The sequence below is a fragment of the Leeia oryzae DSM 17879 genome (assembly GCF_000376945.1).
Classification (GTDB): Bacteria; Pseudomonadota; Gammaproteobacteria; order Burkholderiales; family Leeiaceae; genus Leeia; species Leeia oryzae.
In genome coordinates this window covers 38,325-60,277 of the sequence record NZ_AQXU01000017.1, presented here as the reverse complement: position 1 = coordinate 60,277, position 21,953 = coordinate 38,325, and the positions used below count along the sequence as shown (strand labels likewise).

The 21,953-nt window shown below is 56.8% G+C and carries 17 protein-coding genes; 15 read left to right on the top strand and 2 right to left on the bottom strand.

From position 1 onward, the window contains the following. The first annotated feature begins 136 nt into the window (after nucleotides 1-136). The 10 genes from F552_RS0104440 (at nucleotide 137) to F552_RS0104385 (ending at nucleotide 16,193) form a co-directional block, all read left to right on the top strand. On the top strand, nucleotides 137-691 hold the full coding sequence (locus F552_RS0104440) for an ANTAR domain-containing response regulator (protein WP_018150520.1): 555 nt from the start codon (nucleotides 137-139) through the stop codon (nucleotides 689-691). Between the two features lie 328 nt (nucleotides 692-1,019). Then, on the top strand, nucleotides 1,020-2,240 hold the full coding sequence (locus F552_RS0104430; protein WP_156802219.1) for a CmpA/NrtA family ABC transporter substrate-binding protein: 1,221 nt from the start codon (nucleotides 1,020-1,022) through the stop codon (nucleotides 2,238-2,240). Between the two features lie 354 nt (nucleotides 2,241-2,594). Continuing rightward, nucleotides 2,595-3,806: a nitrate/nitrite transporter gene (locus tag F552_RS0104425; RefSeq protein ID WP_018150517.1), complete on the top strand. Its 1,212-nt coding sequence runs from the start codon at nucleotides 2,595-2,597 to the stop codon at nucleotides 3,804-3,806. Between the two features lie 4 nt (nucleotides 3,807-3,810). Continuing rightward, nucleotides 3,811-5,478 (top strand): bifunctional protein-serine/threonine kinase/phosphatase, encoded by a 1,668-nt coding sequence (locus F552_RS0104420; protein ID WP_018150516.1) that lies wholly within the window; start codon nucleotides 3,811-3,813, stop codon nucleotides 5,476-5,478. Nucleotides 5,479-5,797: 319 nt separating this feature from the next. Beyond that, nucleotides 5,798-8,236 carry a nitrite reductase large subunit NirB gene (gene nirB / locus F552_RS0104415; protein ID WP_018150515.1) on the top strand — a complete coding sequence of 813 codons (2,439 nt, stop codon included), beginning with the start codon at nucleotides 5,798-5,800 and terminating at the stop codon, nucleotides 8,234-8,236. Between the two features lie 96 nt (nucleotides 8,237-8,332). Beyond that, a complete protein-coding gene (gene nirD / locus F552_RS0104405; RefSeq protein WP_018150514.1) occupies nucleotides 8,333-8,656 on the top strand; it encodes a nitrite reductase small subunit NirD in 324 nt (107 codons plus the stop codon). Nucleotides 8,657-8,705: 49 nt separating this feature from the next. After that, nucleotides 8,706-11,423 (top strand): nitrate reductase, encoded by a 2,718-nt coding sequence (locus F552_RS0104400; protein WP_018150513.1) that lies wholly within the window; start codon nucleotides 8,706-8,708, stop codon nucleotides 11,421-11,423. Between the two features lie 24 nt (nucleotides 11,424-11,447). Beyond that, nucleotides 11,448-12,212 (top strand): uroporphyrinogen-III C-methyltransferase, encoded by a 765-nt coding sequence (cobA, locus tag F552_RS0104395; protein ID WP_018150512.1) that lies wholly within the window; start codon nucleotides 11,448-11,450, stop codon nucleotides 12,210-12,212. A 63-nt stretch (nucleotides 12,213-12,275) separates the two neighbouring features. After that, nucleotides 12,276-12,638: a hypothetical protein gene (locus F552_RS0104390; RefSeq protein ID WP_018150511.1), complete on the top strand. Its 363-nt coding sequence runs from the start codon at nucleotides 12,276-12,278 to the stop codon at nucleotides 12,636-12,638. A gap of 519 nt (nucleotides 12,639-13,157) precedes the next feature. Further along, entirely contained in the window at nucleotides 13,158-16,193 is a 3,036-nt protein-coding gene (locus F552_RS0104385) for an EAL domain-containing protein (protein WP_018150510.1), read from the top strand. A gap of 114 nt (nucleotides 16,194-16,307) precedes the next feature. Here the strand turns inward: F552_RS0104385 and F552_RS20325 are convergent, their stop codons facing one another. Next, nucleotides 16,308-16,460, bottom strand: a complete 153-nt coding sequence (locus tag F552_RS20325) for a DUF3563 family protein (RefSeq protein WP_018150509.1) — start codon at nucleotides 16,458-16,460, stop codon at nucleotides 16,308-16,310. A gap of 227 nt (nucleotides 16,461-16,687) precedes the next feature. Here F552_RS20325 and F552_RS0104375 point away from each other — a divergent pair, with 227 nt between their 5' ends. The 5 genes from F552_RS0104375 to F552_RS18520 all read left to right on the top strand — a co-directional run bounded on the left by F552_RS0104375 (nucleotide 16,688) and on the right by F552_RS18520 (nucleotide 21,417). Continuing rightward, nucleotides 16,688-18,049 (top strand): tetratricopeptide repeat-containing glycosyltransferase family protein, encoded by a 1,362-nt coding sequence (locus tag F552_RS0104375; protein ID WP_018150508.1) that lies wholly within the window; start codon nucleotides 16,688-16,690, stop codon nucleotides 18,047-18,049. Between the two features lie 130 nt (nucleotides 18,050-18,179). Further along, complete coding sequence (locus F552_RS0104370; protein WP_018150507.1) at nucleotides 18,180-19,046, top strand: dienelactone hydrolase family protein; 867 nt, start codon at nucleotides 18,180-18,182, stop codon at nucleotides 19,044-19,046. Nucleotides 19,047-19,165: 119 nt separating this feature from the next. Continuing rightward, on the top strand, nucleotides 19,166-19,687 hold the full coding sequence (locus F552_RS0104365) for a Hint domain-containing protein (RefSeq protein ID WP_018150506.1): 522 nt from the start codon (nucleotides 19,166-19,168) through the stop codon (nucleotides 19,685-19,687). Between the two features lie 13 nt (nucleotides 19,688-19,700). Next, nucleotides 19,701-20,435: a GNAT family N-acetyltransferase gene (locus tag F552_RS0104360; protein WP_026182389.1), complete on the top strand. Its 735-nt coding sequence runs from the start codon at nucleotides 19,701-19,703 to the stop codon at nucleotides 20,433-20,435. A gap of 232 nt (nucleotides 20,436-20,667) precedes the next feature. Continuing rightward, nucleotides 20,668-21,417, top strand: coding sequence for a substrate-binding periplasmic protein (locus F552_RS18520; protein ID WP_051078259.1), 750 nt, complete (start codon nucleotides 20,668-20,670; stop codon nucleotides 21,415-21,417). A gap of 58 nt (nucleotides 21,418-21,475) precedes the next feature. Here the strand turns inward: F552_RS18520 and F552_RS0104350 are convergent, their stop codons facing one another. Then, nucleotides 21,476-21,895, bottom strand: a complete 420-nt coding sequence (locus tag F552_RS0104350; RefSeq protein WP_018150503.1) for an FKBP-type peptidyl-prolyl cis-trans isomerase — start codon at nucleotides 21,893-21,895, stop codon at nucleotides 21,476-21,478. Nucleotides 21,896-21,953 lie beyond the last annotated feature (58 nt).

Here is a 21,953-nt window from a genome sequence, read left to right as displayed (position 1 = left end):
CGGATTGTCTGATGAAGACCCGCAAGGCCTTTTTTTATGACTGGGTGGCCTCTTGGCGTTTGGCGCGCATGCTTCTTGCTTGAGTCAGCAAGAGAGACAATGGGGGCCTTGTGGTGTGAAGTTAAGAATTTTATTAGTGAATGATACCGATAAGCATTTGGGTACGCTGCGTCCTGCACTGGAGGCCGTGGGCTACGAGGTGATCGCGGAGGTATCGTCGGTACGTGCATTGCTGCATGCGGTGGAAGCGCAGATGCCGGATGTGGTGATCATTGATACGGAATCACCCTCGCGCGATACGCTGGAACAATTGTCTGTCATGCATGCCTCCGCCCCCCGTCCGGTGGTGATGTTTTCTGACGAGGCAGACCAGGCGGTGATCCGCTCTGCCGTGGCATCTGGCGTGACCGCGTATATCGTGGACGGTCTGACACCGTCTCGTCTGGCGCCAATTCTGGAAGTGGCCAAAGCCCGTTTTGATGAAGAGCGGCAGCTGCGGGAGCGGCTGGCCAGTGCCGAACAGCAACTGGCAGACCGCAAGATCATTGAAAAAGCCAAAGGTATCCTGATGCAGAAGCGTCAGCTGACGGAGCCGGAGGCTTACGAACTGATGCGCAAGCAGGCCATGAAACAAGGCGTGAAGCTGGGCGAGGTAGCGCGCCAACTGGTGGCCATGGCGGACTTGCTGTAAGGCGGGATGACGCACTCTGGTGGTGCCGGCATCGGGCCCAGGCGCACCTATATGGGGCTTGATGACCGGCTTTGGCGGCATGAGCCTGCCTGAGCCGGGTAAATCTGCTGGCACACCAATTGCTAATAAAGTGGCCAGACAGGAGAGAGTCTCTAATCTGCTCTGCGCCGTGGTGGATGCCACCATGGCGCATGAGCGGTTAGCCTGAATGCTGGTTTATCTGCATGGCCGCGATGCTCCGGAATAAATGCCTGGATGTTGCGGGACGACCGCCCATTTTTTAGATGTGTTCTCTGTCTGAGACCCCCAGAGTGATAAGGAAGCCCGGATGTTTGATCGTCCCCCATGTATGCAACAAGCCGCTGGCGATGAAGCGGGCGGCGGCAACTGCTCGCCGATGGTCTGGGCGCACGGGAGCGATGCGCCGGAAAAACCGGACCTGAACATCGGCTTTATTCCGCTGACGGATTGCGCGCCATTGATAGTGGCGGTGATGCAGCAGTTTGACAAGAAATACGGCCTGAATATTACCTTGCGCAAGGAAGCCTCCTGGGCGGGGGTGCGCGACAAACTGATGAGTGGCGAGCTGGACGCTGCGCACGTGCTCTATGGCCTGGTGTATGGCCTGCAAATGGGCATTGGCGGGCCGATTCACGACATGGCGGTGCTGATGACCCTGAACCAGAACGGGCAGGGGATCACGCTGACAAGGCAATTGCTGGAAGACGGCGTGCGGGACGGTGCATCGCTGGCGCAGAAAATCCATGAGCGTCCCAAGGCCTACTGCTTTGCGCAGACCTTCCCGACCGGTACGCACGCCATGTGGCTGTATTACTGGCTGGCCAGCCTGGGTGTCAACCCGCTGACCGAGGTGAACACGGTGGTGATACCGCCACCGGAGATGACGGATAACCTGCGGGCCGGGCACATGCATGGCTTCTGTGCGGGTGACCCGTGGCATGCGCGGGCCATCCACGACAAGGTGGGCTTTACCGTGGCCACCAGCCAGGACATCTGGCCGGATCATCCCGACAAGGTATTGGGGACGACACGGGCGTTTGTCCAGCAGTACCCGAACACGGCACGGGCGCTGGTGATGTGCATGCTGGATGCCTGCCGGTATATCGATAGCCGTGCCAGCCGGGCGGGGCTGACCAGCCTGATGGCCCGACCGGCCTTTGTGAATGTGCCGGAAGCCGACATCGCCCCCCGCTTTATGGGGGACTACGACGATGGCCTGGGCAAACAGTGGCATGACCCCCATCACATGAAGTTCTTTGATGAAGGACGGGTGAATTTCCCGTATCTGTCGGATGGCATGTGGTTTATGACCCAGCACCGGCGCTGGGGCATGCTGAAGACGGACCCGGATTATCTGGCCGTGGCGACGCGGGTCAACCAGATTGGCCTGTACGCCGAGGCGGCGAGCCAGTTGAAGGTGCCGGTGCCGGCAGACCCGATGCGCAGCAGCCGGTTGATGGATGGCCGGGTGTGGGATGGCCGCAATCCGCAGGATTATGCGGCGGGTTTTGAGATACGTGCCGGATAACAGGATGGTGCAAGATTTTGGAATGGTGCACTGCAACTGTGCACATGACCTGCTAAAAACAGGCCCGCATAGCAGGTAAAATGGTGGTGAATTTTTAATAAATACATATAAAACAATGTGTTATGGGTTTATCTGAACATCTGGCACGGTTGATGCTTATATAGGAGTGAGTCACACAGCAGGTGCAATGCTCCGCTGGTGATGTTGGCGCCAAAGGCGGCCCATCGATAGTTGAACAATTTGCCCAATGACGGGCGATACGGAACAGGACAAAGGCGTCCACGCACATTCCCTGACAGGAGTGATGCGCGGACGCCTTTCTTTTTTGGTTTAGCGATTTGGAGGACTGACAAGATGGATAAGCGTTTCTGGCAGGCGGGACACACACCGACACTACTCACCGCGTTTCTGTATTTCGATCTCAGTTTCATGGTGTGGTACCTGTTGGGCCCATTACAGCTGCAAATAGCAGCCGATTTGCACTTGAACCCGCAACAGCGCGGCCTGATGGTGGCAACCCCGATTCTGGCCGGTGCCATTTTGCGCCTGTTCATGGGCGTGCTGGTAGACCGCGTCAAACCCAAAATGGCCGGCGCCATTGGCCAGGTGATCGTGATGGTGGCTTTGCTGGGTGCATGGCAATTTGGCATTCACTCTCTGAACCAGGCGCTGGTGCTGGGCCTGTTTCTGGGCGTCGCCGGGGCATCCTTTGCCGTGGCCTTGCCGCTGGCTTCTCGCTGGTATCCGCCAGAGCACCAGGGCACGGCCATGGGCATTGCTGGCGCCGGTAACTCTGGCACCGTGCTGGCCGCGCTGTTTGCACCGGCACTGGCGATGATGTTTGGCTGGGGCAACGTGTTTGCGTTTGCAGCCATCCCGGTGGCGATTGCCTTTGTGCTGTACATGATCTTTGCCAAGGATGCACCAGGCGACGCGCCCAAGAAACAGCTGGCCGACTACCTGAAGGTGCTGGGTGACAAAGATGCCTGGTGGTTCATGTTCTTCTACTGTGTGACGTTTGGTGGCTTCTCCGGTTTTGCCAGCGGCTTGCCAGCGTACTTCCACGACCAGTTCGGGTTTGATCCGAAAGTGGCCGGTCTTTATACCGCCGCCTGTGTGTTTGCCGGTTCGGTGATGCGTCCGCTGGGTGGCACATTGGCCGACCGTATTGGCGGGGTGCGTGCCCTGCTGGTGGTGTATACCGCGGCTTCTCTGCTGATTGCCGCCGCCGGCTTTGGCTTTGGCGGTGCCGGTACAGCCGTGACCCTGTTCATTCTGGCGATGCTGTTCCTGGGCATGGGTAACGGTGCGGTGTTCCAGTTGGTGCCGCAGCGCTTCCGCAAGGATATCGGCGTGATGACCGGGTTGATCGGCATGGCCGGTGGCGTGGGTGGCTTCTTGCTGGCAGCCGGTCTGGGTGCCGTGAAGCAGGCAACCGGCGGTTACTCGGTCGGTCTGTGGCTGTTTGCCAGCCTGGGCATCATCGCCTGGGTCGGCCTGAGCAACGTCAAGCAACGGTGGCGTACTACCTGGGGCTCTGCCGCCATGACCACGGCGAAAGTCTGACCCGATGTTACCCGGTATCGCGTGGGGGATAGACAGCCAGGCCGGCCAGAAGGCATCCAACGAAGATGCCTGGCTGGTGGTGGAACCTGAAGCCCCGCTGCCACAGGACAAAGGCCTGCTGCTGTTGCTGGCCGATGGCGTGAGCGACTGCGCCGATGGTGCTCTGGCGGCCAAAGCCACCGTGCGCCAATTGGCGGCAGACTATTACACCCTGCCCGATACCTGGGATGTGATCCCTGCCTTGCAAAGTTTGATTGAGGCCCAGAACCAGTGGTTGTTGTCCCAGACCGTACAACCGCTGATGACCACCCTGTGCGGGCTGGTGCTGCGTGGTCAGCGCTATGTACTGGCCAACCTGGGGGACACCCGCTGTTATCTGCTGCGCGATGGTGTGATGACACGCCTGAGCGTGGATCACAGCTGGGCTCAGCCCGGTTTGCAGCATGTTCTGAAACGGGCCATGGGGCTGGACAAGCAGGTAATGGCCGATTTTGCCGAGGGCGAGCTCAAGGTGGGCGACCGCTTTGTGCTGGTGACCGACGGCGTGTGGGAAACCCTGGGCGATAGCCGGTTGCATGAGCTGGTACAGCATTTTCCGGATGCGGCAGGTGCAGCACAGACTTTGGTACGCAACGCGCTGCAGGCCGGTAGCGAAGACAACGTGACCGCGCTGGTGGTGGATATTCAGCAGTTGCCGGCCCGGTCGCTGGGAGACGAGCTGGTCGGGCTGGGCAGCTTGCCGGTACCGCCCCGCTTGCAGGCTGGTGACGTGATCGACGGTTTGCAGGTGGTGTCGCTATGGCGTGAATCCCGCAACTGTTTGCTGTACCGGGTGCGGGATGCCGAAGGCCGCCCCTGGCTGATGAAAACCCTGCCACCGAGCGGGCAGGGGGATGTGCAGGCGGAGCGGGCTTTGCTGACCGAAGAATGGCTGTTGCGGCGTCTGGCCAGCCATTACTTCCCGGAGCTGCATCTGCATCCGGAGCGCCGGCACCTGTATCTGCTGATGCAGGAATACGCCGGGGCATCGCTGGCGGAGGCCAGTCACAAGCCGGATGGCTGGACCGTGCCGCAAGTGATCCAGATGGGGATTCGTCTGGGCAAGGCGCTGGGGATTTTGCATCGCCGCAACGTACTGCACCGCGATGTGAAGCCGGAGAACCTGCATTGGGGCACAGATGGCCGCTTGCGTTTGCTGGACTTTGGCGCCGCTTGTTGTCCGGGCGTGACCGAAGAACGGCCCGACAACATGCCCGGCACGCCGAGTTTCATGGCGCCGGAGTTGCTGGCGGGCGAGGTGGCGACGGCTTCAACCGATTTGTACGCCGCCGGGGTAACGCTGTACTGGTTGCTGACCCGTCACTACCCGTATGGCGAGATAGAGCCGTTTCAACGGCCGCATTTTGGAGAACCGGTATCGCCAGCCAGGTACCGGCCGGACTTGCCGGCCTGGCTGGAAACCGTGCTGTTAAAAGCCGTGGCGCCGACTGCTGCCAGGCGTTTTGAAACGGCTGAGGAATTTGTCCTGGCACTGGAGCGCGGCGAAAGCATGTCGCTGATGCCAAGACGGATGCCGCTGATGCAACGCCAGCCCTTGCGGGTCTGGCAAACCATCGCGCTGGTGTCGTTGTTGATCAATTTTTTGTTGTTGTACGCATGGCTGTTGCACTGAGCGCCATCACCCCGCAGTGCACCACGTTTAGGGCCTGTTCACACTATTTTTTTGAGATGCGTTGCAGCTCAAAAAAATTATGCGCAAGGCGCGAAACGTCGTCGGGGCAGGCCCCCGGCAAGGCTTCGCAACGCAGCGCATAACTTTTTTGGGCGCAACCCGAAGGGAACCGGGTGAAAACAGCGCCACTCGTTGTTGCGCTCCTCACCCAGACGTCCAGTCTGGGTGTCGTCGCGCGCCTAGATTGACGCTGTTTTTACCCGGTTCGCACTCAAGAAAATAGTGTGAACAGGCCCTTAGTAAGAGAAGAGGAAGAACGATGAGTAAACCCAAATTAGTCCTGGTTGGCAATGGCATGGCCGGTGTGCGGACGCTGGAAGAACTGTTTGCCCTGGCGCCAGACATGTACGACGTTACCGTGTTTGGTAGCGAACCTCATCCGAACTACAACCGGATTTTGCTATCGCCCGTGCTGGCTGGCGAGCAGACCATCGAGCAGATCATCCTGAACGATCTGGACTGGTACAAGCAGCACAACATCACCCTGCACATGGACAAGATGGTCAGCAAAATCGACCGCATCAACCGCAAGGTGATTGCCAGCGACGGCACCGAGGCCGAGTACGACCGTCTGCTGCTGGCGACCGGGTCTAATCCGTTTATCCTGCCGGTACCGGGCAAAGACCTGAAAGGCGTGATCAGCTACCGCGATATCAAGGACACCAACGACATGATTGCCGCCGCCACAGAACACACCGACGCGGTGGTGATCGGCGGTGGTTTGCTGGGGCTGGAGGCTGCCAATGGCCTGAAACTGCGCGGCATGAACGTGACCGTGGTGCACATTGGCGAATGGCTGCTGGAACGCCAGCTGGACAAAACCGCCGGCAAGATGCTGGAAGCCTCATTGGCTGAGCGTGGTTTGCAGTTCCGCCTGCAAGCCCAAACCCAGGAGCTGCTGGGCGACGAACATGGCCGTGTGCGCGCGGTGCGTTTTGCCTCTGGCGAAGAACTGCCCGCCCAGCTGGTGGTGATGGCGGTGGGGATTCGCCCGAACTTTACCCTGGCCGAATCTGCCGGGCTGACGTGCGACCGTGGCATCAAGGTCAACGACACCATGCAAACCTTCGATCCGCGCATCTACGCCGTGGGCGAATGCGTGAACCACCGTGGCATTGCCTATGGTCTGGTCGCGCCGTTGTACGAAATGGCCAAAGTCGCCGCTAACCACCTGGCGCTGATGGGCTACGGCCGCTATCAGGGCTCTGTCCTGTCTACCAAGCTGAAAGTCACCGGGATTGACCTGTTCTCGGCCGGTAATTTTGCCGGCGGAGAAGGGACCGAAGACATTGTGTTGTCCGACCCGTCTGCCGGTGTCTACAAACGGCTGGTGATCCAGAACGACAAACTGGTCGGCGCCTGCCTGTATGGCGATACTTCTGATGGCAGCTGGTATTTCAAATTGCTGCGTGAAGGCCGGCCGATTGCGGATATCCGTGATCACCTGATGTTTGGCGAAAGCAGCAACCTGGGCGATACCGGTCATCAGGGCCAGAACAAAGCCATGGCCATGCAGGACAGCGACGAAATCTGCGGCTGTAACGGCGTGTGCAAAGGCACCATTGTGAAAGCCATCAAGGAAAAAGGCCTCTTTACGCTGGACGAAGTGAAAAAGTCCACCAAGGCGGCCAGCTCTTGCGGCTCTTGTACCGGGCTGGTGGAACAGATCCTGATGAACACGCTGGGGTCAGACTTTCAGGAAACGCCAAAGAACAAGGCCGTGTGCGGCTGTACCGACCGCAGCCATGCCGATGTTCGCCAGGCGATCCGCGAGCAGCACCTCACCAGCATTCCGGCCGCGATGAAAGCCATGGACTGGCGCACCAGCAACGGTTGCGGCACCTGCCGCCCGGCGCTCAACTATTACCTGATTTCTACCTGGCCCAAAGAAGCCGTGGATGATCCGCAATCCCGCTTCATCAACGAGCGTGCCCACGCCAACATCCAGAAAGACGGTACTTTCTCGGTGATTCCGCAGATGAAAGGCGGCGTGACCAATGCGTCCGAGCTGCGCCGCATTGCTGACGTGGCCGACAAATATCAGGTACCGCTGGTCAAGGTCACTGGCGGGCAGCGTATCGACTTGCTGGGCGTTAAGAAAGAAGACCTGGTCAGTGTCTGGAAAGACCTGGGCATGAACTCCGGCCACGCCTACGGCAAATCCATCCGTACCGTCAAAACCTGCGTCGGCTCCGAGTTCTGCCGCTTTGGTACCCAGAACAGCACCCAGATGGGGATTGATCTGGAAACCATGCTGGCCAATATGTGGAGCCCGCACAAGGTCAAGCTGGCGGTATCCGGTTGCCCGCGCAACTGTGCCGAAGCCGGAATCAAGGACGTCGGTGTGATTGCCGTGGATTCCGGCTGGGAGCTGTATATCGGCGGTAATGGCGGTATCAAGACTGAAGTCGCCCAGTTCCTGTGCAAGGTAAAAACCGCGGAAGAGGTCAAGGAATACAGCGGCGCCTTCCTGCAGTTGTACCGCGAAGAAGCCTACTACCTGGATCGTACCGTGCATTACCTGAACCGAGTCGGGATGGACTATATCAAGCAGCGCATCGTGGAGAACGCCGAGACCCGTCAAGCCTTGTTCGAGCGCCTGCTGTTTGCGCTGGACGGTCTGCAAGACCCATGGAAGGCACGCATCGACGGGGCGCGGAAAGAAGAATATGTGCCATTGATACCCATGCCGGCCTAAAGACACGGCATCTGTGGCAGATGCCGTGTCGGGTGTGAGGATGGTCGCCCCGGTGGGCGGGGCGACCATGATTCTGGATGATGAAAAGGAAGCATCATGAGTGAATGGATTGTTGTGTGTCAGGTGACCGATATCCCCAAACTGGGCGCGCGGGTCGTCAAGGAAAGCGGCAAGGATGACATCGCCGTGTTCCGTACCGAGACAGATCAGGTGTTTGCCCTGACAGACCGCTGCCCGCACAAGGGTGGCCCGTTGTCGCAAGGCATTGTGTATGGCGAGAACGTCGCCTGCCCGCTGCATAACTGGCAGATCAGCCTCTCTTCTGGCGAAGCATGCGCACCAGATGAAGGCTGTGCCGGCAAACACCCGGTCAAGGTAGAAGGCGGTACCGTGTACCTGCTGCGGCAGGTTACCGCTTAAGCCAGACCGTATCAGACAGACGCAAAGACACAGACAGGCAGGGCCAGCGATGACACTCAAGCCAATTCAACAGACACACTCCACCTGCTGCTATTGCGGCGTGGGTTGCGGCGTCCGTATCGCCAGCGATGGTCAACGCGTGCTGGGCATCGAAGGGGATGAATTCCACCCCGCCAATCTGGGGCGTTTATGTACCAAGGGCAGAACCCTGCCACTGACCATGACCCCCACCGGCCGGGCACTGTATCCGGAAATGCGCACAGACCGCCGCCTGCCACGCCAGCGGGTCAGCTGGGACGAGGCACTGGACACGGTGGCCAACCGCTTTGCCGACATCATCCGCGAGCACGGACGCGACAGTGTGGCCTTCTATCTGTCCGGCCAGTTGCTGACGGAAGACTACTATGTGTTCAACAAGATGGCCAAAGGGCTGATTGGTACCAACAATATCGATACCAACTCGCGCCTGTGCATGTCCAGCGCCGTGATGGGCTACAAAAAAGCCTTTGGCGCCGATGCCCCACCCGGCAACTACGAAGACCTGGAACTGGCCGACCTGCTGCTGATTGCCGGCAGCAATATGGCCTACGCGCATCCGGTGCTGTTCCGCCGCATCGAGGCCGCCAAGGCCGCTGATCCGTCCAAGCGCTGGATTGTGGTCGATCCGCGCCGTACCGACACCGCCGCCATGGCTGACCTGCATCTGGCGATTAACCCCGGAACGGATGTGGCCCTGTTTAACGGGCTGCTGCACCTGCTGCTGTGGGAAGGCTATGCCGACCGGCGCTATATCGATGCCCATACCGAAGGCTTTGAGGCCGTCAAGGACATGGTGCGGGAATACACGCCGAAACTGGTAGCGGATATCTGCGGCATTTCTGACACCGACCTGATCACTGCAGCCCAATGGTTTGGCCAGGCCAAGGCCGTCACCTCGCTGTATTCCATGGGGCTCAACCAGTCTATCCAGGGGACCGACAAGAATCTGGCCGTCATCAACCTGCATCTGGCTACCGGGCAGATGGGTCGTCCCGGTGCCGGGCCTTTTTCGCTGACCGGTCAGCCCAATGCCATGGGCGGGCGCGAAGTCGGGGGCATGGCCACCATGCTGGCTGCCCATCGGGACATCCAGAACCCGGCCCATCGTTCGGAGATGGCCGCCATCTGGGGCGTGGATTACCTGTCGGATACCCCCGGCCTGTCTGCCGTAGACATGTTCGACGCGATTCGCCGCGGGCAGGTCAAAGCCGTCTGGATCGCCTGTACCAACCCGGCCCACTCCATGCCGGAACAGGCCCTGATTGCCGAGGCCCTGAAAACCGCCGAGTTTGTGGTGGTGCAAGAAGCCTTTCTGGATACCGACACCGTGCCGTTTGCAGATGTTGTGTTGCCGGCCACCAGCTGGGCAGAAAAAGAAGGTACCGTGACCAATTCCGAGCGTCGCATTTCCCGCGTGCGCGCCGCCATTGCCGCCCCAGGCGAGACACAAGGGGACTGGTGGATTGCTACCCAGGTCGCCAAACGGCTGGAAAAGCACCTGACGCCGTTCAAGATGAGCCGCTTTGCTTTTGATACCCCGGAAGCCGTCTTCAACGAGCACCGGAAAACCACCGAAGGAATGGATCTGGATATCACCGGGCTGAGTTACGCCTTGCTGGAAAATCAAGGGCCGCAACAATGGCCGTTCCCGGCGGGGGCGACTACCGGTTTGGCCCGCCGCTATAGTGATGGCGTGTTTCCTACCGCCAGCGGCAAAGCCAGTTTTCATGCTGTGCGCCACATCGGCACCGCAGACAAAACCAGCGCCCGCTATCCGTTTCACCTGATCACCGGCCGGCTGCGTGACCAGTGGCACGGCATGAGCCGGACCGGCCGTGTCAGCCAACTGCTGGAGCACGTTGCGGAAGCCTGCCTGTCCATGAACGCAGACGATATGGCCCGCCGTGGCATCCAGTCCGGTCAGCTGGTCAAGGTCGCCAATGCCAGAGGGTCAATTCTGGTGCCGGTAGAAGCCTCGGCCGAAGTCGCGTCCGGCAGCGTGTTTCTGCCCATGCACTGGAACGCCCAGTTCTGGAGCGAACCGGGTGCCAACCGCCTGATGCCGGCCAAGGCCGACCCATATTCCTTGCAGCCAGAGCTTAAGCACGCCGCAGTCCGTATCGATGTGGTGAACCTGCCATGGCAATGTGTAGCTGTGCGGCAGGGGGATGTCGACGAACTGATGCAGGCGATTCGTCCGTTGCTGAAACAAAGCCGCTTTGCCAGCGCTACCCTGATTGGCCGGGAAAACCCCGCCTTGCTGGTGCGTTTTGCCGACGAATCCGAACCCGATGGACTGATCAACGCGCTGGATACCGCCATTCACCTACACAGCAGCCCGGAAACGCAGGATTACCTCGACCCGGCCCGCCAGATCAACAAGCGCGGGCGCTGGGATGCCGGCCGTCTGACCGGCTTTAGGCTGGCAGGCGAAACCAAAGCGGCAGACTGGCTTTCGGATGTCATCCGTCAGGGGGGCGAATGGCGCTGGGCGCGCCTTCAGGCGTTTGCTCCCAGGGCCACACCACCAGACGGCAGCTATCAGCCCGCCAAAACCGTCTGCAACTGTCTGGGGGTGTCAGAAGCCACGCTCAAACAGTCCATCGCCAAAGGCTGCTCGTTTGAAGACCTGCAGCAACAGCACAAATGCGGCACCCAATGCGGCTCTTGCGTGCCGGAAATCAAGCGCATGCTGCAAAACGCCCCACGTATCTTGCAAACGGCCTAACAGTACGCCATCAAGGAGAACACCATGGCAACAGGAAAAGTATGGTTAATCGGTGCCGGCCCGGGCGATCTGGAATTGCTCACGCTCAAGGCCGTACGCTACCTTGGTCAGGCAGATATCCTGCTGGTGGATGATCTGGTCAACCCGGAAATCACCAAGTTTGCCCCGCAGGCCAAAGTGATCTACGTGGGCAAACGGGGTGGCTGCAAATCCACACCGCAAGCCTTTATCCTGCGGCTGATGCGCCGCTATGCCAGGCAAGGCAAGCAGGTGGCCCGGGTCAAAGGGGGCGAGCCGCTGCTGTTCGGCCGGGCAGGGGAGGAGATCAGCTTTCTGCAGGCAGACGGCATTCCGGTGGAAATCGTCAACGGCATTACCTCTGCCGCTGCGGCAGCGGCATCAGTCAGCGCATCGCTCACTTACCGTGGTCACGCGCACGGCATCACCTTCATCACCGCCCATCTGCAAGACGATACCGAACCAGACTGGCCCACACTGGCCGGTAGCGGCTGCACGCTGGCCATCTACATGGGGCTAAACCGGGTGCGCCATATCTGTGAACAGCTGCAAACCGTGTTGCCTGCCAGTACACCGGCGGTCGCCGTGTCTGGTGCTACCACCCTGTACGAGCAACGGCTGGTCAGTACCATTGGCCAGCTGGCAGACGATATCGCGCAGCACAAGCTCCCCAGTCCAACCGTGATACTGGTCGGGGAAGCCATGCAGTTCGCCGTCAGCCAGCCGGCTTCTGGTCTGCTGGTTGCGCAAACCCTGCGACAGGCGTTCTGATCTAGATTGGGGATCGTGCGGGCGGGTGTTACACTCGTCCTATCCCCAAGCAAAGGTCTGCCCATGTTCAAACGTCTGCTGATGTTAATCGTGCTGGTGCTGCCGATGCTGTGCCATGGCATGTCGTTTACCGGCTCGCGCTGGAGCAAGTTCGGCGATGCCTATCTGGACCAGCAGCAAACCAGAAAGCAAGATCTTTGGACCGATCTGTACTTTGCCGTCCCCGCTGACGATGGCAGCTATATCTACTACCATGCCCGCTTGCGATGCAAGCAGCGCACCTACCAGATGCTGGAAGCCAAAGTCTTCAGCGCCAGCGATGTCCTGCTGTCCAGCGTAGCAGCCCCCACCAACAGCCTGCCCCGTAATATGGACGACTCCAGCTTCTTTACTGCGGTGCATGCCATCTATTGCATCGGCAGTTAGCAACTATTCATCTTCTTCAGGCGCGTCTGCCATTTTTCTGTTGGCAGGTCATGGCCGCTATCCGTTCATGTGGCGTCGCTAAGGTCTCTTGTCCGCGTATCAAAACTACTGCGCATGGCGTGCGTGGCAGGGAATGTTTTTGTAGCACGTTTGTCTACCCGTCATGACATCCGGTTTTCATGGGGAGTGGTGCCGTATGGTCTGACAGATCAACAGCACTAAACAAAAACATGATGTGCATTAATGTTTCATTTCCTATGGCTTCTCTTGTTGTATCCAGGATAAAAAATCCACCGCCCGATGTCTGTTACGTAAAAAATTGACCTGGAGGCACTTCGCATTTGCCAAAAGTAAGCTATAAACAACATTAAGCAAACTTAAAAAACAGTGATCAGGCATGTACTTCTACTACGCTGTTTTTCTTGACGTGATGATGTGGATTCCACCAAGTTGAACTTACTTGCCCGGCAATGCACCCAATGCTGTTCAATGGTTAAAAATGCTGGACGATAATCCCTGATGATCAATATTTCTCGCACCCGGTTTATCCTGATTTCAGTGACCAGTTATCTGATTCTGGCACTGGCATGGATATTCCTGTCTGACCAGATGCTGGAAATGCTGGCAGACAAGAATACGGTGGTGCACCTGTCTACCGCCAAGGGTATCTTTTTTGTACTGGCCTCCACCGCCATCTTCTTCTTTGTGCTCCGCGCAGTGCCTTCTGCCGCTGTCACGCAGCATGATTCTCTGCTGGGCATCATTACAACCGGGCTGGCAAACGAAAAGCGTTCTGCCTGGCTGGTGTATGGTTTTGCACTGGTCATTACCCTGTCCATGCTGGTTCTCAGGGGCAAACTGCAAGTCGACATGAATGACCATCCCATGATGGTGCTGTTCATGCTTCCGATCATTCTCAGTGCGCTCATCGGCGGATTGGGCCCCGGGTTATTGTCTACCCTCATCACGGCCGTCTGGATCGATTTCTCGATTACGCCTCATCTGCATACATTGGCTTCATCCCCTTTTGTCATCATGCAATGGGCCTTTTTGATCGTGAACGGCATTGCCGTCAGTACCTTGAGCGGTTTGCTCAGGCAATCGCTAGCCAAGCTCACAGTAAACCGTCACTTGCTGGAAAGCATTGTGACCGGCTCATCGGATGCCATTTTTGTTAAAAACCTGCAGGGCCAATATTTGCTGATCAATGCGGCCGCCGCCGGATTCGTCAACAAAACACCGGAAGATGTGTTGGGTAAAGACGATCTGGCGCTGTTTGATGAGGCATCCGCCCGTGACATCATGCAAAAAGACCGGCAAATCATGGAATCAGGCCAAGTGCTGACCAGTGAAGAATATGTCACGGTCCAGGCCGGGGAGGACTATGTTTTCCAGTCTACCAAAGGCACGGTACGAGATGTTAATGGCAAGGTCAATGGGTTGTTCGGGATATCGCGAGACATCACCCGGCAGCGGCATGCAGAAGAAAAATTGCAGGAAAGAGAACAACAACTGGCCCGGGTTATTGATGGCTCAGGCCAAGGGTACTGGGAGTGGAGCCTGCTGACAGACCAGTTCCAGGTCAGTGCCCATCTGGAGACCATGCTGGGGTATACGCCTGGCGAGATGAACGTCTCCACCGAAGCATGGCCTCAATATGTTCACCCGCAGGACTTCAGTCTGGTCAACGATTCTGTCCAAAAGCACCTCAGGGGCGAGACGCCACAACACAAGGTTGAAGCGCGCTACCGGACCAAATCCGGCGAATGGCGCTGGATGCTCTCTCGCGGGCGGGTGGTTGCATGGACACCAGACGGCAAACCCAGCATCATGTCCGGCACGTATACCGACATTACCCGCCAAAAGCTGCAAGAGCTGGCCTTGCAGGAGGCAGCGGTGGTGTTTGAGAGTAGCTATGACGGCATTATGGTCGTCAATGCAGACAAAATCATTACCCGGGTAAACTCGGCGTTTACCCGGATAACCGGATATTCGGCAGAAGAAGCCGTCGGTAGTCCGCCAAGCCTGCTGTCTTCTGACCAGCAATCGCCCGCGTTCTACCGCGATATGTGGCATACCATCAAAGACAAGGATTTCTGGCGGGGAGAAATCTGGAACAAGCGCAAGTCCGGGGAGTTGTATGCCGAACTATTGTCGATTTCGGTGGTACGGGATGCCATTGGCGACATTCAGTACTATATCGGCATCTTCTCTGACATCAGCCAGCTGAAAACCCACGAGGCCGAGCTGGAGCGCGTGGCACACTACGACGAACTGACCGGGGTGCCCAACCGCCGTCTGTTGTCAGACCGTTTTCATCAGTCCATTTTGCGTTCTGCCCGTCAGGGCAGGTTGTGCGCTGTCTGCTGTCTGGATCTGGATGATTTCAAAGTCATCAATGACAACTATGGTGTGCAGGTCGGCAACCAGTTGCTGATCGAAATCACCAACAAACTCAATGGCGTTATCCGGGTGAACGATACGGTGGCCAGGCTGGGCGGGGACGAGTTTGTCCTGTTGTTGTCTGAACTGTCATCGCATGAAGAATGCATCATGGTGCTGGAGCGGGTACTGGCGTGCGTGCGGGAAGACATCCGGTTGGGTGATCTCACGCTCAAGACCACGGTCAGCATGGGGGTCAGTCTATACCCGGAAGACAACGTCGATCCGGATACGCTGCTGCGTCACGCAGACAAGGCCATGTTCATGGCCAAAGAAGCCGGCAAGAACCGTTATCAGCTCTTCGACCCGGAAAGCGACCTCAAGGCCCAGTCGCATCGCGAGTTCCTGCAGATGCTGCGTACAGCACTCTGCAATGAAGAATTTGTCCTCTATTACCAGCCCAAGGTCGATCTGGTGGCCAGAGACATCATTGGCGTGGAAGCCCTGATCCGTTGGCAGCACCCGGAGAAAGGGGTTTTGTCTCCTGCCGAGTTCCTGCCGCAAATCTACGGCAGTGATCTGGAAGCCGTCTTTGGCGAATGGGTCATCAAGACGGTCATGCAGCAGGCATCTGCCTGGCTGGCCGACGGGTTGCGCATCCGCATCAGTCTGAACGTCAGTGCCAATCATTTGCTGATGCCGGGTTTCTATGAGTTTCTGGCCGCAACGCTGGCCAGTTATCCGGATGTTCCGCCGGCATTGCTGGAGCTGGAGATCCTGGAAAGCGCGGCCATAGCCGACATGGAACAGGCCATCGACATCCTGGGGCATTGTCGTGAGCTGGGGGTGCATTTTGCGCTGGATGACTTTGGTACCGGGTATTCGTCGCTAACCTATTTGCGGCGGCTTCCTGTCGATATCCTGAAAATCGACCAGAGTTTTGTGCGCGACATGCTGAAAGACCCGGACGACATGCGGATTGTGGAAGGGGTTATCCAGCTGGCCAATGTGTTTAACCGTGTCGTCATTGCAGAAGGGGTAGAAACCCTGGCGCATGGCGACATGCTCTGCAAGCTGGGGTGCAATCTGGCACAGGGCTACGGTATTGCCCGGCCCATGCCGGCCAGCGTGCTACCTGCGTGGTGCGATACCTGGAAAGCACAAGACACCTGATCCGTTTGCGGGCCCCAAAAACAACAAACCATCCAGAACGATTGCTTGCTGGATGGTTTTACTGCCTGTGACAGGCATGCTATTTGCGGCGTTGCCGCTAGCGGTACTGCGTGCTTAGTTAGCTACTTCGCGGCGATCCCATGATTTCATGCGGTATTCCAGCTCATAGATATCGCTTGAAGCGGCCAGGTAGGCATCACGTGCTTCTTTTTCTGCTTCGTCTGAAGACTTCAAAATCCAGTTAATAAATGTGATCAGTTGTAACATGATGTTTCTTCCTTTTCTTTGTTGCGTTGCATCAATTGTCACGCAAACCTAACTATTAGTCAACATATATTTCGTTGGCTAAATATACGAGCATGAAGTTAATGTTGCTTTGCAGCAACAGATGTATTTGCCGCTCATGTGAACTCAGGTAAAAAGTTGTAAACCCGTTGCACCCGACAACCGTTGATCAATTAGGCTGGTTTTGACTCTTTCCGACGGGCATTCTTATGCATATACAGGTAACACAGCTGTTTCAGGTGGCAGATCAGCACATCCAGTCGCGAGACTGGCCAGGGGCCGCATCAGCCTTGCATCAGGTGCTGCAGTCCTTTCCCGATATCGCAGAAGCGCATGCCAACCTGGCATTTGTGCTGGAGCAACTGGGTCGTCCGGATGAAGCCACCGCCGCCTATCGTCAAGCGCTTGGCTTGCAGCCTGATAATGCCAATACGCTCACCAATCTGGCCGCCTTGCTGATCACTAAAAAGCAGTTTACAGAAGCCCTCTCGCTTCTGACCCACGCCATCACCGCGCAGCCAGATGCGCATGCCGCATGGCTTAACCTCGGCGTATTGCACGCCAGCCTGGGCAATGCGCAGCAAGCTGAAGACGCTTACCGTCGTGCCTTGATGCTGGTGCCCGATTACGCCAAAGCCCGCTTTAATCTGGCTTATATCCTGTTGCAACAAGGCCGCTTTGAAGAAGGCTGGCAGTGTCTGGCGTCACGCGACTGGCCGCAGCCGCTGGGGTTGCACTTTCAGTGCCCGCGCTGGCAAGGGGAGGACCTGACCGGTAAACGGATCATCATCGGTCTGGAAGGCGGGCATGGTGACATGATCCAGTTTGTCCGCTATGCCAGCCTGCTCAAAGCCAAAGGCGCGGTCAAGGTAGATATCCTGTGCCAGCCCGCACTAGCGCGGTTGTTGCAGCGCATGCCGGCCCTGGACAACATCTACCCCATCAGCCTGCCGGTTCCTGCACACGGGTGGGATTACTGGGTGCCACTGTTGAGCCTGCCATTTCTATGCCAGACTACGCTGCAGACCATACCGGCGCATATTCCCTATCTGGACGCAGATGCTCAGCAGCAAGCCGTTTGGCAGGCACGTCTGGCACCCAAACAAGGGATAACGGTCGGCCTTGCGTGGAAAGGCAATCCCGCTTTCGAAAATGACCAAGACCGCTCCTTGCCATCGGTCAATGTACTGTCGCCGCTGGCTCATTTGCCTGGTATCCAGCTGGTCAGTCTGCAAAAAGGTACATGGCCGGACGACCCTGTTTACATGCAGGCCATGGGGGTCCGGGATACCAGCGGAGACATAGGGGATTTTGCCGATCTGGCCGGACTGATTGCTGAACTGGGCCTGGTGATCAGTGTCGATACCGCGGTCGCACATCTGGCGGGTGCCATGGGTAAGCCCTGCTGGTTGCTGTTGCCTGCCTACAAGCCAGACTGGCGCTGGCTGAAAGACCGCCCTGACACGCCTTGGTATCCGGATATGCAGCTGTTTCGCCAGACGCAAGCGGGAGATTGGGCATCCGTCATGTCAGAACTCCGCTATCTGCTACAGGCACGTTCCGCCATCTAGCCCCTGTATTGGCTTGCCACGGTACCCTGGCATAATATTTTCCCGCATCGGGAACCTGCTATCATCAGCGCTATCAGAAACGAAAGCCTTTCCCAACGATTATCCCGTTTAACGTTTTCAGGAGTGCCATATGCCAGATGTCGGAACCAATAAAACAGTAGAGGACGTGGATGCAGATCGCAGAACTTTCATGAAAGCGACGCTGACAGCAGGTTTTGCCGCTGCGGTACTGCCAGTCACTGCCGATAACATGATCAGCACCAGTACGCAGGGGCTGACTGCCGGCACAGTTACCGTCCAGATGAACGGACGCACGGTCCCCGCCTATGTGGCCAAACCTTCTGACAAGCAAGACCTGCCGGTGATTCTGGTGATTTCCGAAATCTTTGGCGTGCACGAGCACATTGCCGATGTCGCACGCCGTTTTGCCCGGCTTGGCTATCTTGCCATTGCGCCCGAACTCTTTATCCGTCAGGGCGATGTCAAACAGATCAGCGACATCTCGACACTGATGAGTACCGTCATCAGCAAAGTACCCGATCAGCAGGTGTTTGATGACCTGGATGCGTGTGTTGCCTGGGCAGGGGAGAATGGTGGCAATCTGGATAAGCTGGGTATTACCGGCTTCTGCTGGGGCGGGCGCATTACCTGGCTGTATTCCGCCTACAACCCCAAGATCAAGGCTGGTGTTGCCTGGTATGGCCGGCTGGTTGGCCAATCCACCGAGCTGACGCCCAAGCATCCGGTGGATATTGCGCCGACCTTAACCACCCCTGTGCTGGGTCTGTATGGCGGCAAAGATACCGGCATTTCGCTCGATACGGTAGAACAGATGAAAGCCGCGTTGGCCAAAGGGCATAGCCAGTCCCAGTTTGTCATTTACCCGGATGCAGGCCACGCCTTCCACGCAGATTACCGGCCAAGCTATGTCGAATCTGCCGCCAAAGATGGCTGGTCACGCTGCCTTGTCTGGTTTAAAGCCAACGGGGTGGCCTGATAGCGAGAATGATCTCCATCCACTGCTTACTCTGTAATTTGGTGCTATGCGCAAGGGCCTAAAGAATATGCCGTTTAAGCCGATATTACAAAGAAGAGTAATTCACATGGAGTATTTCGATGGCGATTCTTCCATCAGCAACCTGCTTTGCAAAAGGCACCCGGATTTTAACGGATAAAGGGGAAAAGCCAATTGAGGACCTGACGGTAGGGGATTCGGTTATCACGTCGAGTGGAATCACTCCACTAAAATGGATTGGCAAGCGACATATCGTTTTCAACCTGTTGTCAGAGCAAGATGCTTTCTTGAATCGGCCTGTGCATATTTCTGCACGCTCCTTGACTGATCATCTGCCCACCACGGATCTGGTTATTTCCTGGGGGCATTCAGTTTTTCATGATGAACAACTCGTTACTGCGGGGAGCCTGGTTGGTAAACCAGGGGTTAGTGTTCTGGGGACACTGCCTGAAATAACCTATTATCACCTCGAGTTTGATCGGTGGGAGATTCTGCTGGCAAATGGTTTGCCAGCAGAAAGTTATGTCGATGATGGTAATAGGATATTATTTGATAATCATGCTGAGTGGTTGCGTCAAACCAGCCCCCATGCGATCAAGGATAGAGAACCTGAATTCGTTTAACGAGGAAAAGACATTGGGCGAGTTACCTGTAGAACTCAACCAGACAGCCTTTGAATCTGCGGGGGTGTTAAAACACATTTCCAGAGATCAACTTGCAGTTACGCAAGTCGCGTTGATGATTGGAGAGTCCGTAGAGGAGTTCAAACAGGTTAGTGCCGTAAAGCGGGCAGAGTTTATCCTCGCGCATCGTTGCCGAGTACAGTTTGATGAGTCTGATTATGTCTCTATCTGTTTAACAGCGCCAACACCATCCTCCTCCAAAGCCGAGCACCCGCAGCAAGTCATACCCGTGCAATCCCTTGATATTGAACTGGATACGCAGGCATTTGATTGCGGCAATGAAGGCTTGAATCGCTGGATCATCAAAACTGCCTTGGCTGGCCAACTGATTGGTTATACCAATACCTTGACTATTTGTCGCGAGGGCGCTGTCATTGCATATGCCACTCTCCAGCCAGAGGTTCTGATGGCACCGTCAAGTGTAAAGGAAAAAGACGGCATGAATCTGCCTCCAGCCATTCGGGTGATGTATTTGCGGCATTTAGCGGTGGATCTTCGCTATCAAGGCCAAGGGTTGGGGCGTGCATTGGTCAACGCTGCCATCTCGCATTACCGGCAGGTGGCGACTGCTTCTTCATCAGCACTTGTGTTGATGGTCCATGCGCAGACAACTGAACTGGAAGCATTCTATGCGCAGCATGGATTTAAACTGTTGAACCGCAGCCTTTCCAGCATGTTGATGACCTAGCTTTTATATCCGGCCAATGCAGTGCGAATGTTTTTCAAGTCGCCACTGAGCCAGGCATTCTTTGCATAACCCTTGAGCTACATCATCCATATCCCTGTTTCACATTGTCTTTCATGTCTGTGAATCTATACTGACAAGTATGGAGCCAAACGCAGTCAATCTTCCCGTTGATCGACTTGCCAGCCAGATACGACACCTTGTCATGGGTTGTCTGGCCGGAGTCCTGCTGTTGATGTCCACCTGTTTTGCCGACCGCCTGAATATCCGTCTGACACTGGAAGAATACCCGCCCTATATGGGGGAAAACCTGCCCTATAAAGGGATTCTCAGCCGGCTTGTTGCGGAAGTATTTGCTCATGAAGATGTCAAGGTGACCTTTGTACCGGTGACCAATAACCGTGGCATTGTCGGCCCCATGGCCGGGATATACGACGGCGCATATGGCTGGGCCTATACGCCGGAGCGCGCAGAGAAGCTGCTGTATACCGAGCCGATTTACACTTTCCGCATGGTATTTTTCCAGCGCAGGGACCGGAATATCCACTGGAAGACACTGCCCCAGCTGTCGCCGTATCTGATTGGCGTGACCAAAGGGAATTTTGTCTCGGATGAGTTCTCCGCCTTACAACAGAAGCGTCAGCTAAGAGTCGATGAAGGGCATGACGATATTTCCGGCTTGCGTAAGTTGCTGGCCAGACGTATCGATTTGTTTCCCATGGAGTACGAAGCGGGATATTTCCTGATGTCGGGAAGTTTGTCTGCGGCAGAACAGCGTCAGCTGACGGCCAATGAAAAGGCGATCTGGGAAGTGCCCGTCCATGTACAGATTTATCGTGGGCATCCGCGTGCGGCGGAACTGGTGCAGCGCTTTAACCGCGGTCTGGCCTCACTTGGCCAGATCGGTTACCTGAACCGGATGCTGGCCGAGACCAAAGAAGCCATTTATCAGTCCCGACGCGTCCCTGCAGGTCTGGCACCATGATGGGCTAATACTGGCCGGAAACGGGCCCATGAGGCACCCGCTTCCTGTGTCGACTGACTTACTGCATGACTTTCAACAGCTCAACTTCAAAGGTCAGGGTGGCATTTGGCGGGATCAAGCCATTGCCTGCACCGGCTGCACCATAAGCAATATTGGCCGGGCACACCAGTTTGGCCTTGCCGCCTTCTTTCATCTTGGCAACACCTTCCGTCCAACACGGGATGACCTGATTCAGCGGAAACACGGCGGGTTCGCCGCGCTTGTAGGAACTGTCAAATTCCTGGCCATTGGCTAGCGTGCCGCGGTAGTTAACCATCACGTTAGAAGTAGCTGTTGGCTGCTTGCCTTTGCCATCCCGGAGCGATTGATAAATCAACCCGGAGGCCGACTTCTGTGCTGGGGCAGGGGCAGCAATGGCAGATTGGGCAAACGCTGCCAGCATGATGCAGCCTGCTGCAATGGCGAAACGTGATTTCATGAGACTTCCTGTTCTGGATAAAGAATAAAAGAGTGTAGAAGGTAAATGCAGACTGTGC

Excerpts from the sequence above, each read along its gene's own strand:
- F552_RS0104430 (WP_156802219.1), top strand. The coding sequence starts at position 1,020 with ATGTTTGATCGTCCCCCATGTATGCAACAAGCCGCTGGCGATGAAGCG.
- F552_RS0104425 (WP_018150517.1), top strand. The coding sequence starts at position 2,595 with ATGGATAAGCGTTTCTGGCAGGCGGGACACACACCGACACTACTCACC.
- F552_RS0104420 (WP_018150516.1), top strand. The coding sequence starts at position 3,811 with ATGTTACCCGGTATCGCGTGGGGGATAGACAGCCAGGCCGGCCAGAAG.
- nirB (WP_018150515.1), top strand. The coding sequence starts at position 5,798 with ATGAGTAAACCCAAATTAGTCCTGGTTGGCAATGGCATGGCCGGTGTG.
- nirD (WP_018150514.1), top strand. The coding sequence starts at position 8,333 with ATGAGTGAATGGATTGTTGTGTGTCAGGTGACCGATATCCCCAAACTG.
- F552_RS0104400 (WP_018150513.1), top strand. The coding sequence starts at position 8,706 with ATGACACTCAAGCCAATTCAACAGACACACTCCACCTGCTGCTATTGC.
- cobA (WP_018150512.1), top strand. The coding sequence starts at position 11,448 with ATGGCAACAGGAAAAGTATGGTTAATCGGTGCCGGCCCGGGCGATCTG.
- F552_RS0104390 (WP_018150511.1), top strand. The coding sequence starts at position 12,276 with ATGTTCAAACGTCTGCTGATGTTAATCGTGCTGGTGCTGCCGATGCTG.
- F552_RS0104385 (WP_018150510.1), top strand. The coding sequence starts at position 13,158 with ATGATCAATATTTCTCGCACCCGGTTTATCCTGATTTCAGTGACCAGT.
- F552_RS20325 (WP_018150509.1), bottom strand. The coding sequence starts at position 16,460 with ATGTTACAACTGATCACATTTATTAACTGGATTTTGAAGTCTTCAGAC.
- F552_RS0104375 (WP_018150508.1), top strand. The coding sequence starts at position 16,688 with ATGCATATACAGGTAACACAGCTGTTTCAGGTGGCAGATCAGCACATC.
- F552_RS0104370 (WP_018150507.1), top strand. The coding sequence starts at position 18,180 with ATGCCAGATGTCGGAACCAATAAAACAGTAGAGGACGTGGATGCAGAT.
- F552_RS0104365 (WP_018150506.1), top strand. The coding sequence starts at position 19,166 with ATGGCGATTCTTCCATCAGCAACCTGCTTTGCAAAAGGCACCCGGATT.
- F552_RS18520 (WP_051078259.1), top strand. The coding sequence starts at position 20,668 with ATGTCCACCTGTTTTGCCGACCGCCTGAATATCCGTCTGACACTGGAA.
- F552_RS0104350 (WP_018150503.1), bottom strand. The coding sequence starts at position 21,895 with ATGAAATCACGTTTCGCCATTGCAGCAGGCTGCATCATGCTGGCAGCG.